The 21,385-nt window shown below is 56.8% G+C and carries 13 protein-coding genes; 2 read left to right on the top strand and 11 right to left on the bottom strand.

What is annotated here, in order from left to right; all coding sequences use genetic code 11:
• Position 1: 1 nt before the first annotated feature.
• Together JFC13_RS08775 and JFC13_RS08770 are read right to left on the bottom strand one after the other, a co-directional pair.
• Positions 2-1,549: an ABC transporter substrate-binding protein gene (locus JFC13_RS08775; RefSeq protein WP_198396707.1), complete on the bottom strand. Its 1,548-nt coding sequence runs from the start codon at positions 1,547-1,549 to the stop codon at positions 2-4.
• Positions 1,546-2,589, bottom strand: a complete 1,044-nt coding sequence (locus tag JFC13_RS08770; RefSeq protein ID WP_232488384.1) for a TetR family transcriptional regulator — start codon at positions 2,587-2,589, stop codon at positions 1,546-1,548. Before JFC13_RS08770 ends, JFC13_RS08775 begins: the two co-directional genes overlap by 4 nt.
• Positions 2,590-2,962: 373 nt before the next feature.
• On the opposite strand from JFC13_RS08770, the gene JFC13_RS08765 reads away from it, so the two are divergent.
• Complete coding sequence (locus JFC13_RS08765) at positions 2,963-4,906, top strand: CDP-glycerol glycerophosphotransferase family protein (RefSeq protein ID WP_198396706.1); 1,944 nt, start codon at positions 2,963-2,965, stop codon at positions 4,904-4,906.
• A 419-nt stretch (positions 4,907-5,325) separates the two neighbouring features.
• Here JFC13_RS08765 and JFC13_RS08760 read toward each other — a convergent pair whose 3' ends face one another.
• The 6 genes from JFC13_RS08760 to JFC13_RS08735 form a co-directional block, all read right to left on the bottom strand.
• On the bottom strand, positions 5,326-5,553 hold the full coding sequence (locus JFC13_RS08760; protein ID WP_198396705.1) for a transposase: 228 nt from the start codon (positions 5,551-5,553) through the stop codon (positions 5,326-5,328).
• Between the two features lie 819 nt (positions 5,554-6,372).
• Positions 6,373-7,716 (bottom strand): polysaccharide pyruvyl transferase family protein, encoded by a 1,344-nt coding sequence (locus JFC13_RS08755; protein ID WP_198396704.1) that lies wholly within the window; start codon positions 7,714-7,716, stop codon positions 6,373-6,375.
• A gap of 89 nt (positions 7,717-7,805) precedes the next feature.
• Positions 7,806-8,876 (bottom strand): NAD-dependent epimerase/dehydratase family protein, encoded by a 1,071-nt coding sequence (locus JFC13_RS08750; protein ID WP_198396703.1) that lies wholly within the window; start codon positions 8,874-8,876, stop codon positions 7,806-7,808.
• Positions 8,866-9,588, bottom strand: coding sequence for an IspD/TarI family cytidylyltransferase (locus JFC13_RS08745; RefSeq protein WP_198396702.1), 723 nt, complete (start codon positions 9,586-9,588; stop codon positions 8,866-8,868). Before JFC13_RS08745 ends, JFC13_RS08750 begins: the two co-directional genes overlap by 11 nt.
• Entirely contained in the window at positions 9,570-11,342 is a 1,773-nt protein-coding gene (locus tag JFC13_RS08740) for a CDP-glycerol glycerophosphotransferase family protein (protein WP_198396701.1), read from the bottom strand. Before JFC13_RS08740 ends, JFC13_RS08745 begins: the two co-directional genes overlap by 19 nt.
• 472 nt (positions 11,343-11,814) lie before the next feature.
• A complete protein-coding gene (locus tag JFC13_RS08735; protein ID WP_198396700.1) occupies positions 11,815-12,957 on the bottom strand; it encodes an acyltransferase family protein in 1,143 nt (380 codons plus the stop codon).
• 228 nt (positions 12,958-13,185) lie between these two features.
• On the opposite strand from JFC13_RS08735, the gene JFC13_RS08730 reads away from it, so the two are divergent.
• On the top strand, positions 13,186-14,466 hold the full coding sequence (locus JFC13_RS08730) for a CDP-glycerol glycerophosphotransferase family protein (protein WP_332839369.1): 1,281 nt from the start codon (positions 13,186-13,188) through the stop codon (positions 14,464-14,466).
• Positions 14,467-14,481: 15 nt separating this feature from the next.
• Here JFC13_RS08730 and JFC13_RS08725 read toward each other — a convergent pair whose 3' ends face one another.
• The 3 genes from JFC13_RS08725 to JFC13_RS08715 all read right to left on the bottom strand — a co-directional run bounded on the left by JFC13_RS08725 (position 14,482) and on the right by JFC13_RS08715 (position 21,322).
• Positions 14,482-16,377 carry a glycosyltransferase gene (locus JFC13_RS08725; RefSeq protein ID WP_198396699.1) on the bottom strand — a complete coding sequence of 632 codons (1,896 nt, stop codon included), beginning with the start codon at positions 16,375-16,377 and terminating at the stop codon, positions 14,482-14,484.
• 53 nt (positions 16,378-16,430) lie between these two features.
• A complete protein-coding gene (locus JFC13_RS08720; protein ID WP_198396698.1) occupies positions 16,431-19,091 on the bottom strand; it encodes a glycosyltransferase family protein in 2,661 nt (886 codons plus the stop codon).
• 110 nt (positions 19,092-19,201) lie between these two features.
• Positions 19,202-21,322, bottom strand: a complete 2,121-nt coding sequence (locus JFC13_RS08715; RefSeq protein WP_198396697.1) for an acyltransferase family protein — start codon at positions 21,320-21,322, stop codon at positions 19,202-19,204.
• Between the last annotated feature and the right edge of the window lie 63 nt (positions 21,323-21,385).

Below are 21,385 nucleotides of genomic sequence, written 5' to 3'. Positions count from 1 at the left end.
GTCACACCTTTCCGATCCATACGCGGTCGAACCGCCAGCCGCCCAGAGGCCGCCCGGTGGAGTTCTTGACCAGCCCGCCGACGTACTTCTGGAAAGCATCGACCTGGTTGGCGAATCCCCACACGATGTAGCCGCCTTCGTCGTAGAGCATCTTCTGCAGCTCGTGTTCGCCGTCGCGTCTCTTCTCGACCTCGGGAATGCCGCGGACCTTGTCGAAGACCTTGTTGAAGGCGGGGTCGTCCCAGTGGGTTTCGTTGAACGGCGACTCTTCGAGAGCGCAGGAGATGACCTGCGGCAGGAAATCTCGGGTGTACCAGAAGTCCTGCGCGAAGTCCCACTGCAGGTATTCCTCGCCGAAGAACGTCGTCGCGTCGACCCTGCGGATCTTGACCCGAATACCGGCCTCGGCGGCCTGCTGAGCGAAGACTTGAGCGGATTCGACGGCACCGGACTGAATCGGAGCCGTCACCAACTCGACGTCGAGACCATCGGGATAGCCCGCCTCGGCGAGGAGCTTCTTGGCTTTCGGAATGTCCTGCTTGCGCTGCGGGAACTCAGGATAGTTCTCGCTCAGCGGCCCGAACATGTCGTTGCCGACGGTGCCGAAGCCGGACAGGACCTGTTCGATCATCTGCTCCCGGTCGACGACGAGGCGGAAGGCCTGGCGCACCTTGACGTCGTCGAACGGCTTCTTGTCCACCCGCATGGTCAGCGGCAGCCACATGCCGGTCTCGGAGTTGAGAATGGCCATGCGCTCATCGGCGGCGATGACCTCGACCAGTGCCACTGGGATCTGCGCGATCGCGTCGACCTGAGTTGACAGGAGCGCGTTGATGAGTGCATCTGAGTCGTTGAAGTTCAGCAGCTGCACCTCGTCGAGGTACATCTTGTCGTAGTCGAAGTAGTGCTCATTGGGCACGAGCACCGTCGACTGGGCCGGGGTGAACGATTTGAGTTTGAATGGCCCTGAACACACCGGGTTCTCCGGGTCGTAGCCTTCAGGGACGATCGCCGCGGTGTATTCGGCGACTGCGTCCTTGAACAGTCCGTTGGCCTCACTGAGGTGGAACTCCACGGTGCGGCCATCCTTGGCGACGACTTTGTCGAGCATGGAGAAGTTCGCTGCCGCGGTCTTGGGATCATCGGGGTCCGTGATCCGCTTGAAGGTGAAGATCACATCGTCCGGGGTGATCGGACTGCCGTCGGAGAACTTGATGCCCTGCTTCAGGGTGCACGTCCACACGGTGGCGTCGGCGTTGGATTCGAAGGACTCCGCCAGCAGCGGCACGACTTGAGAGTCGTCATCCCACCCGTAGAGCGCGTTGTACAGGTTCACAGCGCGGCAGACGTCGCCGCTGTTGACCGGAATGTGGGCGTCGACGGTGTCCGCGGAGTTGCCGCCGGTGACTCCCACGCGCAGGCTCCCACCCTTGATTGGTTTCCCTGCGTCGGCGGCACCGACGGAGCCGCCCCCGCAGGCGCTCAGGCCGGCGAGTGCTGATATCGACAGCCCAGCCCCCAGCGCTTGTCTTCGATTCGGTGTGTTCATGTGCCTTCTTCCTGCGGGTGCGGTACGGGCCCCTGGGTGCGACGCGAGCCCTGTGCTGCTAGGACCTGGTCGCGCCCGGTGGCCGCGATGTGTTCGCTGAGATAGTCGTCGAGCATCTGCAGAGCTTCAGCATCAGTGATGCTCATCTGACCGGTGCTGCGTGCGATGCCAAGGCCATCGATGAAGACGCTCAGGCCCTTGGCCATGAGGACGGTGTCACCAGCACGAATGGTGCCCACCTTCTGACCGGCGAGAACGACGGAGGCGAACATCTCGAACCACTCCGAGTACACCTCGGTGAGGGTGGCTCGGGCGTGCTCGTCAACAGCGGCGCGTGCCCAGCTTTGGACCCAAATGGACCAGACGCGTCGGATCTTGTCGTTGACGCCGGCGTGGACGCGAGCGAATTCGCGCAGGGTCGTCAGGGGGTCGTCAGGGTCCGTCAGCCCGCGGATGCCGGAGAGGACGTCGAGGGTGTAGCGCAGTGTCGCCTGCAGCAGCTGCGCTTTGGAGCGAAAGTGATAGTTGACCGCCGAGGTGCTCAGCCCGCTCGCCTGTGCGACGTCTTCCGTACGCACATCGTCAACGCCCCGATCGGCGTAGAGTTCCCAGGCCGCGGCGATGATCTTGTGTCGGTTGCGTTTGCCCTTCGACATCCACTCCCCTGCCCCCGCCTTCGCCCGGTCCGGCAATGGCTCGGGTAAGTCCCGCGATGCCGCGCTGCCACCAACTCCAGCGGTCTCATCGGTCCTGGTCTGCGCGTCTCCTGGGACGGCGTGGAAATGTGGAACAGCCCGTCGCCGAGGCGGCTGGACCGACCGGCCGGTCGTGAGCCAGTCCGTACTGACGCTAGTCAGGGAGGCGATACCCGAGATCTCCTCGACCCGGAAGTTCCGTGTCCCAGCCAGAGACTTGGAGAGTTTGCTCGGCTCGATGCCGATATTGCGAGCGACTTCGCTGTGGTTGATTCCAGCAGTTCTGATCGCATCACGAACACGGCTCACCAGGGAGTCCTGGCTTTTGCCTGCACCATTGCTCATCTCAACCACCACTACATTCTGCACAGAAGTTGCGATTTTGGCAATAGTTACTGGGGAGTTTGTTAGTTCTTCGTGACCTATCGAAGGCGCTGCCAAGACCCATCAGGCGGGGCGTACACCAAGGCCAAGAGCCACTACCCGATGACCGCACAACCACTGGACCCGTCAACCTGACCCGAGCTGCGCTGGCCCGGGGTTAGCGCACGGAAGCCGCCTCGCTTCATCACGCTTCAGGTAAGAGCCACCTGAAGGTGTGCCGGTTGCGCAGATGTCACCACAACCGCGGACTCGCGTACCACCTCAATTGCAACCGCTTCCGGCTGAGTTACCGATATAATCGGCGAGATCGGGGCAGTCGAAAGGAACTTACCGAATGGGTCACAGCACACCGCTGCTCAGAAAAGCGCTGAAAAGCGCGCGTCTGGCAAGCAAGAATCAAGCCACAGACTTCTGGGACAAGCCGATCGGCAAGGCCAAACTGGCGCGTCAAGAGTACATCCAGTTCAGCACGCAAGTACCTGTCAACAAGAAGGTCATCTTCTATGAGGCAATGTCCGGCGATAGAATTGGCGACAATCCATTCGGAATATTTGATTACCTGCTGTCGCATCCAAAATATGGAAAGTATCTGCATGTCTGGTCTGTTTCAGCAAGTGGAGACATCCCGGATCGCTTCAAGAATACGCCCAACGTCGTATTTGCACGTCGAGGCACCCGTTCATTCGCCTATTTCTTGGCTTCTGCGCACTACCTGATCTGCAATGCGAACCTTCCAGGATATTTCACACGTCGGCCGCAACAGCGCTACCTGAACACTTGGCACGGGATACCGTACAAAGCGTTAGGTCGGAATTCACCGAAAGCCCGGTACGGCACTCCGACGGGCGTCGGGACGTTCCTAAAAGCGACCCATGTATTGACACCTTGCGGATTCATGACTCGGATGGCTCAGTCTGCGTATTCGATGGCGGGGGCATCCACCGCGACAATCGCTGAGACGGGCTACCCGAGAGTTGATCTAACCGTGAACATCGATCGCGACAGTCAAGAACAAATTCGAAACCAACTTGGCATTGAGCCCCTCGCAGCTACCGGCAAGAATCGTCCGACAGTGCTCTATGCACCGACATGGCGTGCGGACGGCGGCGAGGATGTCGTCGACACGGAACAGCTTATCGAAGACCTGCAAGCACTCGCGCAGCTCGATATTCAATTGATCTACCGCGGCCACCACCGAATGCATCGACTTATTCAAGATGCCATCGTTGGTGATCAAATCGGCGACGTGTTTATCCCACCTGAGGACATTAGCTCAAACGAACTTCTTACTGTTGTCGATGTGCTGATTACCGACTACTCGAGCATCTTCTTCGACTTCCTGCCAACGGGGCGACCAATTGTTCACTATCTCTATGACCTAGAGGAGTACAAACAAACCCGCGGTCTCAATTTGGAGCTTGAGGAACTGCCAGGATCGGTCGCGCTTTCGCAAAGGGAGCTGCTTGATGCAGTTGCAGAATCAGCGGTTGCTCTCGACGAAGTGAATGGCATCGGCAAAGTGGCTGAGGATCCGGTGCAAGGCGATCGATACAAGATTGCCCAGAATCGATTCTGCCCGCACGAGGACGGAACTGCATCTCGACGAGCCATTGAGTTCTTCCTCAAAGACCGCACTAACGACCTTCGACTGCGTCAATCACGCGATGGTAGGCCCACCGCAGCATTCTGGGCTGGAAGTCTGTCGATAGGTCCCGAAACTGATGCCTTCATACAGGCGCTGTTCGAGTCGGCAAATTCCACACGTGAACAGACTGTCTTGATCATTGATCGCGAAACTCCCACAGACAAAAATGTAATGAAGCAGATTCGTGCATTCGGCGACAAAGTCTCAGCGGTGCCCTACAACGTCGGCCCGCCCACACTGCTGCCAACCGAAGAGTCTGAGTACTATGACTTTGTTTCTGGCACATTTGCCAGCTTTGAAGAGGTCAAAGAAATCGTCCACATCAACCCTGTGCTCAACGGCATTTTTTCATACGAATACAGACGTCGGCTAGACGATGCACAGTTCGATAGCGTCACTGTCGCACCTGGGCTCACGAACCATGAGCTGGCGTTGGCGACGTATGCCAACCGAGCAACCCGTCTGCCCGCTGGGCGCAGAACGTTGCCCGCCGAAAAAACTGAAGCTAAGGGATCCGCATCGATCAGGTTCGCCAGAGGAGCTGCAGACAAGCTCTTACCGAAAGGTTCGGGGCAACGACAAATTGCAGCTCGAATCTACAAAACCGCTCGCAATTCAATAAAGCGCAGGTGAAGGCAATCTGGACCGGGCCCGTGCGTTCACGCCAGCGAAGTCCCACTGTCAAGCTCCGGGTTTCGTAGAGGCTCCTTTTCTTGGTTCCTAAGCAGCCGCCGGTTCAATCGCGGACTGGCTGATCCATTCGAAATGGACCTCGAACGGCGGTCGGTAGTCAATCGCTGAATGCAGCCTTGGACTGGTTGTACCAAGCCACACACTTCGACGTCTGCGCCATCACCTCGATCAACCCCGACCACACTTTCCGGTCAATGAGTTCGGCTCTATAGAAAGAGTTGAGCGCTTCGGCCATTGCGTCTTCGTACGAGTCCCCGCGCGAACCCACCGGTGCCACGACGTCGGAGTCTGCGACAGTCTCGCCATAGCGAATCGACCGGAATTGGACGCCACGATCGCTAAGGTGGACAAGCCCGTCTTCACCGGCCCTGTATTTCGCTACCAGAGCCATCGTCAACGCGTCCCTGGCAAGCGACTCCCGCATAGTCCTTGTGCTCGCGCACCCAGACTCGCAGGGTTTCCTTGCTCAGTCCGAGTTCGTTCGCGAGACGGGTGATTGCTCCGCTCGCGGTCGAGGGATCGGCTTGGGCATGGATGACGAGTTCGACGGCACGCGTCTTGAGTTCGTCGGTGTATTTCACTGGCATGAGAGAATCTCCTTCTTCCAATCTCCCTGCCTCTATTATCCCCGGAGCGGTTCACACGGTCTTCTTGACCATGTGCTGTGGGGGTGCGGTTCGGGCTTGTGCGGGGTCGACTGGGCCCGCCGTCCATACCGCGCCGGCCAGCACAAGGGCACGGTGGCGATCTGCTCAACGTTTGACTGTGGCCAGGAGACCATTTATTGATTTGTTACATTGGCGACGGGCCATTCTTGGTCGACGATAAGGCAGCGAGTTTCAAGCATGCTTTCGGGGTCAGTGAATATTCGCTTCGATGAGGCCCAACGATATTGCCCTAGGAGGCCTAGTCGACTATTCGCACGTTCTTGTGTTGGAGAGCCACTGATGGTGTCGTTGGGAGCCACCTGGCCGCATTCTGCGTCCGGGGCCAAGGGGCGTACGGGCTTCGGAGTTCCGACGGCTCCGACTGTCGGCGCCCAGAAAGGACGGCTATGCGTCGAACAGCCGACCAATCGATTCGAAGCCACACACGCCCGTATGGACAGGACTCAGTTGCGAGGGAGCAACCCTGGATGGCTCTGGACCGGCCGTTGTCCGTTAGCGTAGCTTGCTCCTACCGGACAGTGCGGACACTCTTTCCTGAGGCACGGGGGCACAGGATCGAGCCGCCAGCAACCATGCCTCGAGAAGGTGGACCAGACACCATGAGGTGTTGATTCTGCCTGGTGATGGCGCACCTGAGACCGGACGAACCGTGGTGGCTCCCACCGCCGTCGCTGGTGGCCCCCAACGGAAATATCGGGTGGCTCCCAAGCCTCCGAATACTCAGCTAAGCGAAAACGGCTACGCCACTAGCTTGCGCAGCATCCGTTTCATGCGTCGTTGAACTCTTGGCAGAACCCACGTCTTCTTCGGTACGACGTTGTGCGCTTTCGTCTGATTGGCGTAGAAATCATATGAACGTCTGAGTTTTCGCTGTACTTTCGCGCGATATTCACGCAACGGTGTCTTCGAACAGCGCGGTAGCGCCTCGATGACTTCGTCCAAAGAATAGGGCTCTACCGGCTCGTTCGGTGAGAGGACGCCCTTCACTCCTGCGAACAGCGTTGCGTAAACGGTGTACAGATAGTTGTCGTCTTTCTCCACGCCCCCGTTGAGTGCAGCCTCCACTGCCAAGACAATGGAGCGCGGATTCCATTCGTCCGGGCTGATCGCGCGTTCGGCATACCCAACTTCTTTGTAGAATTCTGTCACCTTGAAGTTCCAGGACAAACCCACGGAAGGCGTACCTAGGGCGAATGACGTGATGCTTGCGTGCAATCGGTAGGCGATCACTGCGGTGCACTTTCGCAACTCGTGGATCAGCTCGTCTGGGGAGTTCACCGCGAATGTTACGTTCTTCCCAGGGACACCATGTTGCCGCACTAAGGAATCGAGGAATATCTCATCCGTAAAGTGCCCAGTGGTGAATAACCGATACCCGTACCCTCGCTCTTCCAACAGCTTGATCACGCCAAGCCAGAGGTCCTGTTGGTCACGCTCTGAAAAATCGATGCTGTTGTCAGCAAAGATTCCGCCGCGAGTAACGACCAACCCAATCGTCGGCACACCTTGCTTGGCAAAGGATGCGGGCAGCTCCCCGACCTTTTCGAATACCCTGTCCGCAAACACTGCGGGATCGGCGACAAGGGAAGTCGATATCTGGGATCCTTCCACATACTTCAATACCGACTGCAAGTCATCTCTGGTGGTGATCTGTCGAACGACAGGAAGATTCAGAGCCTTCTTGAGGGCCTGTGAACGAGGATCATCTTCTGAGTACGGTTCGACACCGATGCTTGAGAACAGCGTCGGGACTCCGTATTCTTGCGCAAGTTCCACCGTTCGAATCGTTCTGCGGTAGAAGGACTGATATTTGTAATTGAAGAGTGGGGCTCCCCCGAAGATCAACAGATCAGCATTCGAGATTGCTTTTCTCGCGGAAAGCAACAATGACTCGTCGCCCGTCTTCAGATACTTCTTGCTGATGATCCCGGCCGCACGACTCGATATTTCAAAAGAGTCCTCGTCGAGGCGCAAATTCGTTGCGACAGTCTTCAACAGGCTGACGACTGAGGCCTCAATTATTTGATCGCCTACGTTGTCTGAGTCTCTATTGGTCAATAGAAGGATTCGAGTCTTCTTCACTTCTGCTCTATTCGTAGAGTCGGCGCACGCATCGTCACTGCTCCGCATTCTTCGGGGACTTGATCTGCCGCAGGAATGCACGTGTACGGCTAGATTAACGGTCCCTGTTCAAAAGATCTGATTGCACGCGATACGCCGGATTCGAGATTCGTTTTCGCGGCCCACCCCAAAGACTGAATTCGGTCAGAGGCCAACCCTAAAGAAGCGACGGGCGAATATGCTCCACTATCAGCCTCATTGGCGAATGCCAATTTCAGGCCGCGCTCCGGTCGCGCAGAAGCAAACTTCTGAGCGAGCTGTCGAATACTCACGTTGCCTTGAGGATCGGCCACGTTGTAGACGGAATCGCTGCCAATCAGATGTGCGTAGAAGAGCCCGAGCACCGCATCTGCCACATAGGTATACGTCCGTGTAGGGGCGCCCGCGCTCATCATCTTGATGTCGCGTCCGCGAACGACGTCGGCCAGGAAATCCGCTTGTACGCGACCGTCGTCAAGAGCCATCCCAGGCCCATAGATATGACCGAATCGAATAGTCAACGGTCGAATACTGAATTCTGCGGAATATGCGGCTAGTGCTGTTTCAGCAATCCGCTTGCCTTCTGAATAACTCGCCCGCGGTGCGAAGTGCTGCAGCTCCCCGACTGAATCTTCCTGGATGAGATCAACTCCCGATACGGAGCCGTACACTTCCGACGATGACAGGAGGACGAAGGAACCTCCGCCTGCAGCGACCAGACTGTCCAGAAGGTTGATCGTTCCCAACGTATTGGCTTTGAGTGTTGTAACGGGAGAGCCGTTGTGCAGTACAGGCCGGGCGGGAGAGGCTCCGTGAAATACGGTGTTGAAATTCCGGTCGAATTCCATTGGCTCAGCTACGTCGCCATCGACTAACGTGAAATCTGTTCGCGCAAGCGCCCCGCTGAGTCGACGCTCAGCCTTGGCGACGTTGCGCACCATGCCTGAAATATGCATTCCGAGTCCGTGCTCGTCATTTGCCGCCAGGAGCACCCCGACGATATATAACGGGATCATCCCAGAAGCACCAGTCACGAGGACGTTCTGACCGCGGTACGCTTCCCACGGCAGAGGCTCCCGGACGATCTGCTGAACGTCTTCCTGGAATACTGGTGAGTCAAAGAGCGCAACGTCATTCGCCACCAAATGCCTCCCGATCCTCTATGAGCGTCAGGAATGTCCGGCACACATAGTAGTCGGAAGCCGTCGTGATCTTGATATTCGTACGTGGGCCCTCAACCCGATGGACGTCGTAGCCGAAGCCATGCAGAAGAGTGCACGTATCAATAGAGTCGTGTTCGCCTTCGGCGACGGCACGATCGTATCCGGCAAGTGCGTCTTTCAGTCGGAAAGTCTGGGGCGCTTGCGCTGTCCAGAGCGGATCGCGGGGGATGACATCCTTGATGCCGGCCCCCTCTTCAACCACAACAGTCTCGGTCATTTTGGTGCAAGTGATAGCGGACCCGAACTCGAGTGCGCTCTCAATGTTGCGAGTGACGAGGTCTGCGTCGATGAGCGGACGAACTCCATCGTGGATGAGGACGAGGCTATCCGGATCGTTGCTCTCAGCGACGACCTTCAGCGCATTGTGTCTGGACTCCTGGCCCGTCGATCCGCCGTCAACGATCCATTTGACCTTATCGAGCTCGTATCGATTGACCAACCGCTCCAGCTGCTCTCGAAACTGCGGAAGGATCGCAACAGCTATGGCGTCGATTTCTGGATGCTGCTGAAAGACATCCAGCGTGTGGACGATTACAGGGCGACCGTGAATCTCCAAAAACTGCTTGGGCCTGGAACTGTGAGCCATCCTGGCTCCAACTCCTCCGGCGAAGACTACCGCGATATTTGCCATTGGTTCTCCTTATTTTCTTCTACACCGGCCACAGCAGTTGCATCATCATCGGCAGGAGTTGCTAGGTGCTCTTCTGCATCATGCTCCGGATCTTCTTCGAGATCACGATCTCTCAGATCGTCGTAGCTGATCGGACCATCGGAAGCGAACTCGACTATCGGATCAGCAAGAACCAGAGTGTCAATAACTCTATCTGAGTTGTTTGTGTCGACGTGATCGAAGTTCTCCCGCACGAACTCCTTCGCCTTCTCGACACTCAGTTCAGGTTCTCTCATCAGCGCGACCAATTCGTCGAACGTCGTGGCAATACTTCCAGGAGCCGCCTCCTCGTATGCCCTGTGCATACCCCGCGTCGCCGAATACGTCTCAAGGTCGTAGGCAAAGAAGATCATCGGACGTTCCAGCAGCGAATACTCGTAGATGACTGAGGAGTAGTCCGTGACAAGAACGTCTGAGATCAGCAACAGGTCGTTGGTATCTGGGAACGAAGCGACGTCGATGAGCCGATCACTGAATTCAGAAGGAATTGGGGCCGGTTCTGGAATGAAGTGGTGCTGGCGGAATAGGACGACGGTGTCTTGACCACATGCCTCGTAGAGGGCGGGGAAGTCAATCTCCTCGTAATCGTAGTGGGCATCGCCCGAGCCCCGTCCGCGAAATGTCGGAGCAAGGAGGATCTTCCGTTTGCCTCGGGAATCCGGAAATTCAGCCTCAAATTCCGGGAGGATTTCGTCGGCTCGGCCCTCTCGGAGGAATCCATCGATTCGGGGCAGGCCTGTCGCCACGACGGCCTCCCTCTCGATGCCGAATGCCTCACTGTATACGTCACGCAGATGCTGTGACCCGCAGATTGCGTAGGAATACAGGCGGTGCGCGTTACGGAGATTCGGTGACCCGTACTGCCCGAAACGGCTGTATCCAACCGATTTGAATCCGCTACCGGCATGCCACAGCTGGATGATCTTCTGCTTGTTTCGATCTCCGAGATCTTTCAAGATGGCAAAGTAATCGTCGATGAGAATGGTGTTCGCTTTGCCCATCTGCCAGGCGAGGTTGAGCGCATTCTGTCGCGAGCTGGTCCGGCCGGTTCGGAATGAATAGCCGAAGTTGAAGTCCTGATCGAGACCACGTTCAAGCATCCTGTCGTGGACTGCTTTCAGATTGCCCTGCATGTTCGGTCGCGCCTCGGAAGCGAACAGAACGTTGTTTCCCTCGGCAGGTCGCGTCTTGGCGGCTACAGCGAATACGCCACGCAATGTCTTACGTTTGGCCTTGACCCATTTCGATTTCAACTTTGATTTCATTCGAGCACGTGTCGACGACGGCTTCCCTGCGGAACGACCGAACGAATAAGTGCGCATCAGAAAATATGGTGCACCATCGTTGTCCGAGACTCCGAATGTCACAGTGTATGCAGAAAGATTCTTGTTGTAGACGAAGGCTCTAGAGTGTTCATCCAGCTCGCCTACATTGGCCAGTGGGAAATTCGCGGGGTGAAGATCCACACCTGTCAATGCTACAAGGAAGTAGGTTCCATTGGGCACTTGACCTCGACGATTAAACAGCGTGACGTTGATCGTCAACTCATATCGAGTGGAGTCTACTCGCTCGAATGCAACGGGATACAGCTTCTCACCGGGGTTCGCGTTTGACGTGAGGTAGAAGGCCTCCACCTCGTCACCAGTGAACTCGACAATGTAGGTGACGTTGACCCGCTCCCACTTTATGTCGACTATTTCTAGTTTTTCTGACACATTTCCCCTTGCGTGCGCATGTGATCGTTCGATACGCGTAGTTCACCGTTTCGTAATTCAGACAGCATAACAGGAGCAGTAGACGCCGCTCTCTAACCGACCCGCTGCGTCCCCGATTGAAGTTGCAACGAAATTCACATGAATACTTCGGATGCTCTCGAATCTTTCGAAGAAGCCTCGTCGACACACGGTTGGTGCTCGTTGCTTACCGGTTCGCCGCAGCAAATCTGCACTTCGGCGCGGCTCATAGCAGCCATAGGACCAATCAATCTGAGCGGTGGCCAAAAGAACAGCAGACAGCAGTGCCGACTGCAGAGGCTTCAGCCGCCCCTTGGCTCTCAAACTTCACCCACACCTTGCCAGTCCATTGCTAAGAATCTGAGTCGGGCGACTTCGTTGAAGGCTGTGCCGTCATCTGCCAGAACGAACACCAGCAAACGGGCAGCGGATACCGGGCAAAGTCCATGTGGGTTCAGTGACGAGACGTAGGTTTCCGCGTCCGGTATGGCGGGAGCACCCTACGAAACAGCGTGGCCAGGGCTGAGCTATACCAGCGAATGCCTTGGTCCAGCCTTCGCCAAGAGAGCAACCACGTGACAAGGCCTGCAAGGACGATGCTCAGTGCTATCGCTACTGAACCTGAAGTCTCGTCCAGGAGAGCGTTGAGTGGCTCATCAATGGCCCGGACAATGAAACCGTGCAAGATGAAGATCGCGAGTGTGTGCTGTCCTGCTGGTATGAGCAACGAAGGCAGAGACTCAGACCAAGCGAAGAGAACAACAATCGTCAACAAAGCGCTTGCAGCGATGAGAGTCCTCATTCCCACACCGTAGGGAATCGATTCTCCCAAGTTCTCAAAACCCCGTGCTCCGTAGAACCATCGATGGTCGAAATCACGAAGATAGAAAACAGCCATTGGCAGAAGGGCCATAGCTGACAACCCTAGCTTTTGTGCCATCTTCATCTCTGCAGCCCAGGTCAGCAGACGCTGTCCGTAGAGCTTCCCGGTCACGAAGAACGGGAAGAACGTCAACGACCGCCCGACGGTGAACTCATAGTCGATTTCAGGAAGGATTCCGCCCAACAAGCCCATCGCAATTGATGCGACCAACATAAACACCGGAAACCGCTCAACGAGAGGTATCAAGAGAAGCCACCACACCATTGCAAGTAGGAACCAGGTGATCCAGTAGGGCTCACCGAATTCGAGACTAGGTGGTTTCCCGAAGAGATCAGCCCAGTAATAGAGAATGGGTTGGGCTGTCACGACGAGGACCAGAAAGACAAGGGTCCGATCAACTAGGCGATTTGACCTCGCAGTGATTCCCGCAAGCAAAACGAATGCCGGCATATGAAATGAGTAAATTCCAGTCAGCAGCACACGGCTGTACCCCATGTCCCAGCCAGGGAGCCGTTCCATAAGATGCCCTGAGACGACGAGAAAGATGAGCAGGCCTTTAGCTTTGTCCAGCCTGAAGTCGCGAGTCTTCATGATCTTCAACCATACCGAGTGAATCCGGGCTGTGATGGTTGCAAGGAGCTTTTCGGACAAGCAGTTGGAAACCGAACCTGCAATTGCAGGTTCGAACACAGGTGAATGTGTCTCAAGCGTCATCAAGGATGTCCACGCACACACTCATTCATGACTCACCTACCGGCATACAGACAACCACAATCGGACCAAGGTTCAGGTTCCTCGATCCCGAACGCTTAATCGGGATGGTCGAGTCATTCATCATCATGGTTCGAGACCAGCATGGTGCAGTCGATAGCCAGTATCATTGTCAAGGCATCGATCGCGAGATGGATTGCCCCGCTCCGCCCGCACAATGAAAGGTCCACTGTGAAAAACCTGGTTCGTAAGACAGCTCTGAAGGCTGTGCGGTCGTCTGCATGGAAGAAGACCAGCAAATGGATCAGGGGCACAGAACGCTGGAAGCAGCTGGAAGACGAATATGATGGCAGCTACGTCAGGGGCGACGTCGTCGTCTACTTCGGTGATCGTAAGCCCAAGTTCTACCAGCTCAGTCAGTGGATACCGGTTCTCGAAGAGCTCCACCGGACGCACAGAGTTGTTCTCGTGCTGCGCAAGCCCTCCTCATTGCTTCAGGCTCGTGAGATCACGCGCCTGCCCATGGTCCTCAAACGCAGATTCGATCCACTCCACACCTTCTACCATGCCAACGATTTCAAGCTTGCACTCTATGTGAACAACGGAATGTCGAACTTCCAGTCACTCGGGTTCGCACCCATGGTCCACGTTCACGTCAATCATGGTGAGTCTGACAAACTCAGCATGGTCTCCAACCAAGCGAAGTCGTATGACAAGGTCTTCGTGGCTGGCGATGCCGCAATCAACCGGTACCGCAAATCACTCATCGATTTTGATGAGTCTGCTCTGACCAAGATTGGGAGGCCTCAGCTGGACATAGACAGGGTTCCCGAGTTGGAGGCCTCATCGACGAGGACCATCATGTACGCACCGACGTGGGAGGGCGAGAACGACGCGAACAATTATACGTCCGTCGACCTGTTCGGCCCCAAGATCGTCGAATCCGCACTGGGCCTCGACGATACTCGTGTCATCTACAAGCCGCACCCCCGTGTTGCAGCCTCCAACAACACTGCTATGGCGGAGTCGAATGCACGCATCATCGAACTCATCGAGACCGCTAACGAATCCATCACCGACGAGTCTCTGCAGCATCAGATCCTGATGGAGGGTGACATCCTCGCGATGTTCGATGCCGTCGATCTGCTCGTTACGGACATCTCCAGTGTCGGTCTCGACTACCTCTACATGCACCCGGAGAAGCCTCTAGTTCTGACAGATCGCCGCGACGATCCGGCAAAGCTCAACGACGAGGCGCCAGTCAGTCGAGCTACGCCCATTATCGACGGAACGACCGTGAGTCAGACAGATGCTCTCCTGCGAGAGCAGCTGACGAACGATGGGTCGGCCGAGGCCCGCCAGGAACTACGCCGCCACTACTTCGGTGAAGGAAAGAAGGGCACGTCGACCGTGCTCTTCGCTGATGCCATCAGCACGCTGATTGCCAACCGAACGTCTGATATGTCCAAGTATCATTTCGAGAGCACCAACGCCGAGGCTAGCGACGAGTAGCTGTGGCTTCTGGTCTCAGTCCAGAGGCCGGGGACGCACAGAGAAGTTGCCGAGATTCGTCGAGTACCACTCTCGGGCACCGACGCTCTTCGGAGTGTAGTCCTTCGGCGGTCGGATTCTTCGCTTAGCGTTCCACGGATCCTGTGGACGTCGCAGGCATACATCGAAGGTCTCGCCCTTCGACTCGGAGAACTTGTCAGCGTCGATGTCGAATACGATCTTCGTTCCACGCCCAAACGCCCGGCGTTCGACAACCGGATCGGTGCACAGGAAGTAGTTGTTCCGCTTCCGTCCAACCAGTACGAGCTGCAGGGGAGCCGCGGCCGATTCCTGGATTTGGCCGAACTCGAGTTCGATACGTGACCCTTGCGCAGATGGGGTGACTCGCAGTGCGTTCGCGTTGATCGCTTGGACGGACTCCAGAGGGCCGATGTTCGGAAGTGGCGCAGGCTTAAGCGCTTCAAGCACCGTTTTCCAACGCTGGTAGCCGACTCCTGGAAGATACTCTTCTACCGTCGTCATCGCGGCCCTCCGCATCGAGGAGATGCGTTCCGGGCCGAGTCCTAGGAACGCCTCAATCTGATCGGCCAGTGCCCCGACGTCACCTCGAGGAGTGACGAAGCCGTTGTGTCCCTGCTCCACCAGATCTCTGGGGCCGTAGGTGATGTCGTAGACGATGGGCACGCATCCGGCACCCATTGATTCCATCATCGCCAGCGGCAGCCCCTCACTGGTGCTGGTCAGAGTGGAGAAAGACGCGGATCGCAGTCGTTCAGGAACGTCGTTGACGTATCCTGGGAGTTCCACGCGGTCCTTGACGTTGAGGTCCGCAATGAGCTGTTCGAGCTTTTGACGTTCGCCGCCCTCTCCGAGGACCGTGAGGGTGATGTCCACTCCCCTGTCCTTCAGCAGCGCTACAGCTCTGATCACATGATCCACCCGCTTGAGCGGAATGAGGTTGGCGATCATCACAGCGCTGTTCACCTGGCGGTCCGTCGGTGCTTCGGCCAGAACAGCCCCGGACGGCAGCTCACCTGTCAGAAATTTGATGTTCGAACCGCAGATTCCCGTGGCTGTGACCGCCTCAGCCTGCTGTTGAGTCTGAATCCCGACAGCGTCGAAGCGGTCGAAATTGCGCATGGTCTCCACTCGACGACGGAGAAACTCCCCATGCGGTCCGTTCCAGGGATGGCGAAGATGAGAGCCGTGCATGAACAGGACCAGCGCGAATGAACGATCCGAGATCTCGTGGACAAACTCACTGATCTTCTTGTCATCGACGATGAGGACGGCAGGCTCCTCAATGATAGTCGCCGTGATCCAGGCATTGTAGAAGTCTCGTGGTCGATTCCATTCGGCGATCGGGTCGCCCGCTGCCGAGTGGAGAACGAAGCGACGACCGATCTTGGGATCCTGCACATCAGTGAGCAGCAGGCTGTTATCGGCCCGCAGGTAGTCACGACGGACGATACCGCTGGTGCTCGAAGTGCGGAACACATCGTAGAACTCGGTGATGCTCTCAACTTCACCGTCCGCCTGAGGCACGGGGACTGTTGGAGTCTTCCCATCCAATGAGGCCAGCTCAGAGTCAGACCGGTCACGTAAGTCCTGCCAGATGTTGACCAGCTCGACGCACTCGTTTATCCGTCCTTCTGAGAGGAGCCGAGCCCGAGTTGCGTCGACATCCATTCGTGGACTGAAAGTCAGCAGCGTCTGCGACAGCGGATGACCATATTCCTGAAAACTGCGGATCCGACGCAGTGCAGCCGTCGTCATCCCTCCGATCGATTCCGGGATGCCCCAAACAGCGTTGTAGACATGCACTGCGTCGGTCCCAATGGGAACCTTGTGGTCGACCGTCTCCCGAGTGACATCAGGAGCGCCATGGAACAGTCGATTAATCAGGCTCACTGTTTGCTTCCTTCCTCAGTTCCCATTTGTGTCATCCTTGACCACGGCTGGTGTCACGCCGGCAGAGCCATATGACCGTGATGACGAACCTGACGTCGCCAGTTCACGATCTTGGGGCTGTCTGCAGTCTCCCAGTGAGCGCGAACGTTCCAATCGGTGTCGAGTTCGATATATCGCCCGCCCACCGAGATCTGGAGTGAGTCAACATAGTTGATGCCAACGTTCTTCAACAGGCCGATGACTCTTTCTGCTATGCCCTCGCTGCGAAGACGGGCAAGATTGAACACGGAAACCTGTGGATCGAACAGTACGAAATCTTCACTCAACGTGCTGTGACTGGCGAAGACGAAGTCCAACGCACCCTCGTAGTCATCCTTGAATGAGCTGGCTACCCGTCGCATGAGGGTGAGACCGCTGGTCCGAGTCTTCCTTACGTCTCTTTTCGCTGCGAGAAGAGACGTGCCCAAGTCGATACTCGCAAGTTCTACGATGTCCGCGGTCACTTCAGCCGCGGCTGGAATGACGACAAGCTTCTCGTTGTCGGCAAACAGCGTCGGAAGGAGGGCCTGGACCAGCTCGTCTGTCTCGTTGATGCCAGGAATGGACACAGGGTCGAGCACACGGATCGTTCCCTTGGTCAGTTTAGACCGGATGTCATCGACTCGATCCGCGGTGAGAACGCCCGATGCCACCCACAGCCGATAAGGACCGGAGGCATGATCGTCTATCGACTGTGCAGCCGCGCCCACCAGGTGCTCTTCGCCCTTGTTTACTGACAGATAGACATCGGCAGTCCCTGCTTCGGGCAGGGGGCGTTCGGCCGCGTTAGTCGCGGTGGCGATTTCAGCGCTCGTGACGTCGGGCAGATGGGCCGTGGCGAGGTATTCGTCCGCAACGGCCATATCGGCTTCGGTGATCTCAGTCCACTTGGCATAGACCTCGTTCTCCGAGGCACCGGAGGCGATGAGTGGGATGATCACTGAGAGCTTGTCCAGGATTCCAGTTCGGATCGCATCGAACTCGGCGTCATTGATTCCGTACAGTCCGCCGAACCGAGAGTCCGATTTGTTCTTGGGTTCGAACTCGACCTCGGCCCCCACCGAACGCGCAGGAAGGTTGGCGTGCAGCCGCGACGTCAGCACACGCTTATACTTGTAGGCGTAGTCGCCGACCCAGCTCCGCGCCAACTCGAGGTTCTCCGGGAAAGACTTGTCTCGGATCGCGGTGACGGTCTGCTTCTTCTTGGGCCCTTTGCCGCCCTTCATCCAGTCGATACGCAAGGTGCCGGTACGACGGTCAGGCTCGCGGGCTGGGAACACCGTGTCGATGGTCGTGGTCAGACAGCCTGAGAAGAAGGCCGGAACTCCGACGGCCCGCAGCACTGCCACCGACTGCCAGTCTCGGCAGCCCACCGGCCCATATTTCTTCAGGTAGGCGATGGCATCTGGGGTGAGCATTTCGGGATACCGGATGAACACCGACAGCAGGATCGGGCGGAGATTGGGATGGAATGGAATATTGAATGATTTTCCGAAGATGTCGTGCATATACCATCCGAATGAGATATACCACGTGTCTTCTGGGATATCTTGGTAAACGTTGCCGTCACGATAGACCTCGACTAGGTTGAGCTCAGCCTCGGGGCCCTCGTATTTCCTCTCGGCTTTGACTGATTTCCGCAGCTTCGAGAAGAGCTCCGTCAGCCCGCTGTCTCCGGTGAAGCTCAGATTCTCATACCTCAGGAGGTGTCCGAGTGAAGCCACCGTCTGTATGTAATCGCCGATGTTGCGCGAGCGGATGCCGGGCTGGTCGTAGCTGAGCACACCGAAGTTGCGCTTCCCAGGTGTCGTCGGAAGAGGCTGCAGATGCACTCCGCCCGGAAGCCAATCTCGCATCCTCGTGAGTTCGTAATGGATGGACGCCTCAAGGTTGTCGGCTCCCCATGCGAGGCGACTCTCGATAAGCGTGCGGACATGTTCGAAGGCATCGATGCAGAAGGCGGATTCGGCTGTGCGCAGCACAGCCTTGGAGGTCCATCGCTCTGTGTCGCCCGTCTGGTTTGAACGTTCAATGAGCGGAAGTGCTTCATCACCAAGTGTGTCAATGGCGGTTGGGTAGTACTCCACAGCCGCAACGGTGATGAGTTCACGATCCTCAACGCGTTCGAATTCGGCCCAAGCAACGTCCGGATCCGATGAGTGGTGGTATGCCATTCCCAATAGGACTCGGCCGATCTGATCGTGTTCGGGCCGACGGCGCAGGTTCAATCCGATCGACACAGCCTCACCGTGGAGACCAGCGTCGATGAGCGCTCTGCCCGCTTCGACCATTGACCCGCCCAGTGACGACCCGCTGATCAGAGCTTCAGCCAGAACTGAATCTGCCTTCAGGCGTGCGAGTTCACGGAGTTTGGCCTCGACTTCCTTCTTCGTCGGCGCGACTGTCCAGCCGTCGGTATCAGCGGCGGTACGACCTTTGAGACCAGTTGCCAGATTCCGATAAGAACGAGCTGTGTCAGCCGCGATCTTCTTCGAGCCGCCAACGGACTTCGAGGTTCCTTTGGCATCTGCTTCGCCACGCTCTCGAATGTATCTGGTTCCGGAAGCCCTTTCCACAGCAGGAAGAGCACGCCGAGCGATGCCGTGGACCACGGGTTTGATCAGCTCTCTTCCTTTGCTGATGAAACGGTCGGTTGCTTTTCGTTGATTGCTCACTCGCCTAGTCCTTTGCAGAGGTTTCGGTGGTCCGTCGGTTGTCACGATCAATCGGTTTTACAGTATCCAATTCGCCTGATGAATCGGCAAGAGATCGTTCTGCTGATCACTCAGTCGAAGGTATCCAAGCCGGTCTGGCGCAGCCTGTCATTGAACTGAGGAGCCAGAGTCTTCGCATATGTGGCAGTGATGTGCGCCGTGTCGAAATAGGTGATGACTCCGCCGATGACCGGTTCGCATCGTCCGTCCGGACAGAACCAATCTTCGGGATAGATGATTGACATATGCTTCGAGTCAATCTCCTTGGCTGACGCGGCAAGAGGATCCATCCAGTGCCATGATTCCGGAGTTCCCGAGCACTCTTCGAGCTCATCCTCATGCTTGGCAACGCAGTCAGGCACTTGGATATCATCCCCTCCTGGATAAGGAGTGTCTCTGACGACGACAACATCTAGCTTTGCGTCGACCCAGCTCTGCAATATGTCCTCATGTCCCTCAGGTGCCTTCTTCTCAGTCTCTTCCCACGACATTCCGTCCAGTGGTGTCGACTGACGTTCCGAGGTGACCACTGCGTCGAATCCGCCGCTTGTTGTGCGATCGACTACCCAATCAGAATAGTCTTGGCAGCCCTTGACTCCCTCTGGGGTACCCAAGTCCTGCGGAAGAGTCGAGATGCTGCAGTTCGAGGCTAAGAAAGTGGTGATAGTCCAGTCGTTTTTCTCAGCCAGTCTTTCAAGAGTCGGCAGCCAGTGGCCCGCATGCGAATTGCCGACTAGTGCAACTTGCTTCTCGCCATCACCATACGTGCATTCGGGGCGATCCGTGTACGGCTCGCTCGCCCAGCACCCATCTGCATAAGCCTTTGATTTGTCGTTCTTAGCGGCAGCCGGTTCCATCTGCAGAGATTCCGTATCATCACATTTCGGGTTGTTCTTCGCGCTGGGAAGCAATGCTGCCGCGCCCAGACAGGAATCCGGGTCAGACATCGCAATTTCGAGATTGTCTTTATTCTGCTCGACGATCCGGTCCGAGACCCACATCTGGCTGAGGCCGAGCACGCTGACAAGCGCCATGGCCACAACCGCAAACCCAAAGGTCCTGCTCGGGGTGCTCAGGACCGAGGTCTTTCGGAAGCGATTTTCGACCCAGGTCGTGGATGCCCACGCGACAACGATCGAAAAGAGAATGATCACTGCCTTGTCCAAGCGGCCGAGGTTCTCCGTAGTTCCGAGCTTCTCTGACATATAGGGAACTAGGACGATGAGCGGCCAATGCCAGAGATACACAGAGTACGAAATGTCACCCAGGAACTGCACCGGTCGCAACGACAGAAGCGGGAGCACGGAGAAGCGTCCGCGCGAATCCGCCAGAATGACCAGCGCTGTCGAGACCACAGGGACTAGAGCGATATAACCGGGGAACGGCATGTCTGCACGGATAAGGAATGTACCTGCGACGATACCTGCCAGTCCGACCCACCCGATCAGTGAGCTGAAGGGGAGCCGCTTCGGCCGAACATAAATGACGAACACTGCCACAAGTCCACCAGTCGCCATCTCCCACATACGAGTCGGAGTGATGAAGTAGGCCATGGCCGGCTGCACGATCGTGTACCAGACTGAAAAGGTCAGCGAAGCGGCGAAGACGGCGACGACAGTGAAGCCCACGATTGGCTTTGGACGTCCCACCTTCTTACCGACCAGAAATGCGAGACCGATGAGCATGGGCCAAACGAAGTAGAACTGTTCTTCGACCGACAGCGACCAAAAGTGCTGTATCGGAGATTGAGCGTTGTCCGCAGCAAGGTAGTCAACGCTTGAACTCGCGAAGTCCCAGTTGACCACGTAGAGCGCGGCGGAGAAGATCTGTCGTCCGGTATCGACCCAGATCGATTGTGGAGCCACTAGATAAGTAGCCACTCCAACGACGAAGAGCACGAGCAGAGAAGCCGGGAGCAGACGCCGGATCCGTCGAGCCCAGAAGTCAGTGACATCCCGCCAGTTCTTCGGCGGAGACTTGATCAGGTGGCTGGTGATGAGAAAACCGGAGATGACGAAGAATACGTCGACGCCGATGAATCCGCCTACGAAACGATTCGGCCACAGATGGTAGAGCAGGACGATGCCGACGGCCAAGGCACGCAGCCCTTGAATATCGGCACGGAATCCTGACCTGCGCGGCTTAGCGTCCGTGCTCGGTGGTGTTTCAACGTGCGTGGATGTCAACTGCATTTATCGCTTCCAAAACATTTCTCAACCGGTTGGATCGGACCCGGCTGCGGTCGCTGTCGTTCC

The organism is Brevibacterium antiquum, from assembly GCF_016107655.1.
GTDB lineage: Bacteria > Actinomycetota > Actinomycetes > Actinomycetales > Brevibacteriaceae > Brevibacterium > Brevibacterium antiquum.
The sequence above is the reverse complement of the archived record's forward strand: the minus strand, read 5'-3'. Positions and strand labels throughout refer to the sequence as shown.